3 protein-coding genes and 1 other RNA gene are annotated in these 5,256 nt (G+C 35.6%); 1 reads left to right on the forward strand and 3 read right to left on the reverse strand.

Features of this window, described 5'->3' with window-relative positions; genetic code table 11:
• Nucleotides 1–138 precede the first annotated feature (138 nt).
• Nucleotides 139–535: a transfer-messenger RNA gene (gene ssrA / locus A3SG_RS21400) on the reverse strand.
• A 96-nt stretch (nt 536–631) separates the two neighbouring features.
• Entirely contained in the window at nt 632–1,828 is a 1,197-nt protein-coding gene (locus A3SG_RS0117305; protein ID WP_016991258.1) for a serine hydrolase domain-containing protein, read from the reverse strand.
• Between the two features lie 245 nt (nt 1,829–2,073).
• Between A3SG_RS0117305 and A3SG_RS0117310 the strand changes: the two genes are divergently transcribed.
• A complete protein-coding gene (locus A3SG_RS0117310) occupies nt 2,074–3,276 on the forward strand; it encodes an NAD(P)-dependent oxidoreductase (RefSeq protein ID WP_016991259.1) in 1,203 nt (400 codons plus the stop codon).
• Between the two features lie 122 nt (nt 3,277–3,398).
• Here A3SG_RS0117310 and fumC read toward each other — a convergent pair whose 3' ends face one another.
• The gene (fumC, locus tag A3SG_RS0117315) at nt 3,399–4,796 is read right to left on the reverse strand and encodes a class II fumarate hydratase (RefSeq protein WP_016991260.1); all 1,398 of its coding nucleotides are present in this window, start codon (nt 4,794–4,796) and stop codon (nt 3,399–3,401) included.
• Nucleotides 4,797–5,256 lie beyond the last annotated feature (460 nt).

Here is a 5,256-nt window from a genome sequence, read left to right on the forward strand (position 1 = left end):
TTAACGTTTTTCGTAGTACTAAGTTGTAGACTAAAGTAACGTAGAATAGTAAAGTTAAAAGGAAAGTAAAATTAATTACTAAATTAAATTAAATTAAAAACAAAAAACGTCTTAGTAATCATATATTTACAAGGCTTTTTGTGGAGTCGCCGGGAATCGAACCCGGGTCCAAACAAGCAACTAAAAGGCTTTCTACACGTTTATTTCCTGATTGAATTTTCGACCTTGTGTTTGACCAGAAACAGTCGCACAAGACTTATCTTCTTTATTTCGAAGTCCACCCGAAGCTCATGGAAATCTAGGTTTAAATTTACGATTCACCTTTATCGACCGCTATAAACCAAAGCTTTCGAGGTAAATCCTGCTTTCCTATCTGATAGGAACGAGGCTAATCTTACTATAATTCAGATTATGCAGCAAGAGCGTAGTTTCCTTCGCCGTGTAAGTGTTTTGGAACCTTTTATTTACGAGAATTGTCCCAGTTCTCTGCGTGCTTACGATTCAATTCGACTTGCTGTCAAAACCAGTCGACCCCGTTTTTATTCTATCCCAAAAATTAATTTGAGTTTGCAAATGTATTCAATTTTAACTGAAATCTGCCATTTGCTTTCGTTTTATTATGCCTCAAATATCATTCCCCTTTTTCTAAGTCATCTAATTGAAAAGGATAATCTCCAAACAAAGCGGCTAATTTCCTTACTTTATAGACTCTCTTGTCATACTTATTCGATAAAGCAATAATAGTTACCTTTTCTTCTGGTAACGTAACGTAAGACGCCATGTTGCCATGCCACCAGCCATTGTGATAATAAAAGTTCTTACCAGTTGGCCAATTGATCATTCTTATTCCTAATCCATAATTTTTTGTGCCTTTGTATTCATTGCTATAGGGTGTATAGGCTTCTTTTAATAGCGTTGGATTCAAGAATTTTGAAGAATTTTTCCCATTATCAAATTTTAAGAGGTCCCGCGGTGTGGAATAGATGTTTTTATCTCCGTAGATCGCATCTAAGTAATCCCAATTTACTATAGCGAAATTCCTTCTGTAAGATGGCGTTGCAGTTAGTTTGTCTTTTTCATATTCAAATACATAGGTGTTTGTCATTCCTAAAGGTTTGAAGACAATTTTTTTCATGGCATCTTTGTATGCTAAACCGGTCGCTTTTTCAATTATCAATGCCAACATCGCGTAATTTGTATTGCAATAGCTAAATCGGGTATTGCTTCTAAATTCAAGATCAATATCCTTTGTTGCCATAATTGTTAATATGTCCTGATTACTTAATATTTTATGGCGATCCCAAATTCCTTTTTTTTCTGTAAAATAGGCATAATTACGTATTCCGCTTCTGTGGGTTAGTAAAGTTCTAATGGTAACAGCCGGATAGGGAAATTCTTTTAAAATAGTATTTACTTTTTGATCTAAATATAATTTTTTATCGCTTACTAATTTGAGTATCGCCGTAGCGGTGACCACCTTGCTTACTGACGCAATATGAATTGGTGTTGTGCTGGTCATTGCTGACTTTTCTTTATAATTAGCCAAGCCCTCATATTTTTCATAAATAATCTGTCCGTTTTTAGCCACAAGAAATCCTCCATTGGCACTTTCGCGAGGCCAGGTCTTATTGTAATAATGAATTATAGAATTCCTTTTTGATTCAATATAGGCCGCCGTAAGTTTTGGACCTTGTTTAATTACAAGAGCTGTCTTTATTGGTTTCTTTAAGACAGTTTCTATTTCGGTTGTTTTCTTTTGTTTACAAGAACTCAAAACCAATAATAGCAGGAGTATTTGTAGTATCTTCGCCTTTTTTATAAAAATCATTTTTTGTAGTGCTAGAACGGCAAATATATAGAATCAATCCCCTTTGTTGGCTTTTTTATTCAAAACTTAACACTACTTTATTAAAATTTTCTGAGTGGTTTTCTATTAATTTGGGCTTCAGCTTTTAATGTTTTCAAGAAATATTTTTTTTATAAAATAAAATCAACTTTAGTTTAAATTGTTATTTTTGTAATAAAAATACCCATTAAAGTTATATTTAATCAAAATAAAAGCGACAGAAAGATATGAAATTTGGAATTTTAAAAGAAAGAAAGAGTCCACCAGATAGAAGAGTTGTTTTTTCACCTGATGAATTAATAAGATTTAAGCAGTTTTATCAGGATGCTTCGGTAAAGGTGGAAAGTTCAGACATCAGAATATTTAGCGACGCGCAATACGAAGACCAGGGAATTGAAATTTCAGAGGATATTAATGATTGCGATGTTTTATTTGGAATTAAAGAAGTTCCTATAGACTCTTTAATATCTGATAAGTCTTATTTCTTTTTTTCGCATACGATTAAAAAACAGCCTTACAACAGGCAATTGCTGCAGGCTATTCTAGAAAAAAAGATCGATTTGTACGATCACGAAACAATAGTCAACGCTAACAATCGCAGGTTAATAGGTTTTGGAAGGTATGCTGGAATTGTAGGAGCCTATAATACGATTCGTGGGTTCGGAATAAAGTTTGGATTATTCAAATTAGCAAAAGCGGAAACGCTGTCAGGAAAAGAGGAGTTGATCAATCATTTGAAAAGACTCGTTTTGCCTCCATTAAAATTTGTGATTACAGGAACTGGTAAAGTAGGTGGTGGTATTAAGGAAATTCTGGATGCTATAAAGATCAAGGAAGTTTCTGTTGACAACTACTTAACTAAGAATTATGCGCAGCCTGTTTACACACAGATTGACGTACTAGGCTATAATAAAAGGATTGACGGGAAAGTATTAGACTTTAAGGATTTTTATGAAAATCCATCGGAATATGTTACTGATTTTGAGCGATTTGCAAAAGTTTCAGATATCGTTATCACAGGACATTTTCACGGCAATGGTGCGCCAGATGTTCTTACCAGAGAAATGCTTCAATCAAAAGACTGTAAAATAAAAGTGGTAGGTGATGTTTCATGCGATATCAATGGTCCGATTGCTTGTACGCTTCGGTCGTCCACAATTGCAGAGCCGTTCTATGGCTATTTGCCTTCCGAGCATAAAGAAGTGGATGTATTTCATCCAGCGGCTGTAGTAGTGATGGCAGTAGATAATTTACCATGTGAATTACCAAAGGATGCCAGTGAAGGTTTTGGTGCCATGTTTATGGAACACGTTATTCCTGCTTTTTTTAACGATGATAAGGATGGGGTTCTGGCTAGAGCCAAAATGACTGAAAAGGGAAAATTAACCCCAAGATTTAGCTATTTGCAAGATTTTGTAGACGGAAAATAAATTCTAAATTAGGTATTTTAAATAATTAATTCAAAAGCTTTTAGGTGACGAACAACCATTAAAAGTAAAACCCTGCTGTGTAAAACATTGCAGGGTTTTCTATTAGAACTTATAATTTCCAATTATTTAAGACTCCCAACCATATCTTCTGGTTTTACCCAAGCATCAAAATCTTCTGGAGTAACATATCCCAAACGAACAGCTTCCTCTTTCAAGGTTGTTCCGTTTTTGTGAGCAGTTTGAGCAATTTCTGCCGATTTATAGTATCCGATTTTAGTATTTAAAGCGGTAACTAACATCAAGGAGTTGTCAACCAATTCCGTAATACGTTTGTAGTTTGGCTCAATACCTTGAGCACAATGTTCGTCAAAAGACATACAGGCATCACCTAATAGACGCGCTGATTGCAAAAAGTTTGCAGCCATTACTGGTTTGAAAACATTCAACTCGTAGTGCCCTTGCATTCCTCCAACAGTAATTGCCACATCATTACCGATTACTTGGGCGCAAACCATAGTCAAAGCTTCACACTGTGTAGGATTTACTTTTCCTGGCATGATAGAAGAACCTGGTTCATTCTCTGGAATGATTAATTCACCAATTCCTGAACGTGGACCTGAGGCTAACATACGGATATCATTTGCAATTTTGTTTAGTGAAACGGCTAATTGTTTTAACGCGCCATGGGATTCTACAATAGCATCGTGAGCGGCAAGTGCTTCAAATTTATTTTCGGCAGTTACAAAAGGGTGTCCTGTGAATTCAGCAATATATTTTGCAACTGTCACATCATAACCAGCAGGAGTGTTTAATCCTGTGCCCACTGCAGTTCCTCCTAAGGCTACTTCTGATAAGTGCGCTAAGGTATTTTTTACCGCCTTCAAACCATAGTTTAACTGCGCCACATAACCAGAAAGCTCTTGGCCCAGTGTTAGTGGTGTCGCATCCATAAGGTGTGTACGACCTATTTTTACTACGTTTTTGAATTCAGTAGCTTTTGCATGTAGTGTGTCTCTTAATTTTTCAACACCTGGAATCGTAATCTCCACCACTGCTTTGTAAGCAGCAATGTGCATTCCTGTTGGGAACGTGTCGTTTGACGATTGTGACTTGTTGACATCATCATTGGCTTTAATGAATTGCTCTCCTTCGCCAATAGCAAAGCCTTTTAATACCTGAGCACGGTTTGCAACCACTTCGTTGACGTTCATGTTACTTTGGGTGCCTGAACCGGTTTGCCAAATTACCAACGGGAATTCATCTTCTAATTTCCCAGCAAGAATTTCATCACAAACAGCAGCAATAGCGTCGCGTTTCTCTATGGGTAAAACACCTAAATCGCAGTTTGCATAAGCAGCTGCTTTTTTTAAATATGCGAAACCTTCTATGATTTCTTTTGGCATAGAAGCTGAAGCACCTATTTTAAAATTGTTTCTAGAACGTTCTGTTTGTGCTCCCCAGTATTTATCAGCTGGAACTTGCACTTCACCCATGGTGTCTTTTTCTATTCTGAATTTCATTTTATTGTTGATTTGTATGTGTTATTTTAAAAATTGATTAGCGCAACTAAATTTTATGTACGAGCCTCGATGGGAGTGAAAATCCTTCTATACCATTTTTTGGCTGATAAGATTGCAATCTTGTCATTAGGACGATACCGCAAGCGCTCCTTAAATTGATTTCAAAAATACGGATAAATACTTTTTTATGGAAATTGAATTGGATTTTTATTGCTAAAAAAAAATAATAAACTTATATTTGTACCTACATTCAAAAATTCCGGAAAACATGTTTGAATTTTCACAGTACTTAGGTTTTTTACTTTTTTTAACCATCCTGACAATGGGATTTTGGTTAATGTTTTTTCTAGTTGGTTTCGTATCTTATTGGATAGGTGGAGCGACTTGGGAAGCATATAAAGAGAAAAGAAAAGCAAAGAAAGAACAATCAGTTTAGTTTGATTGACACATAAAAAAGAAC

Source organism: Flavobacterium sp. ACAM 123, assembly GCF_000264055.1.
Lineage (GTDB): Bacteria > Bacteroidota > Bacteroidia > Flavobacteriales > Flavobacteriaceae > Flavobacterium.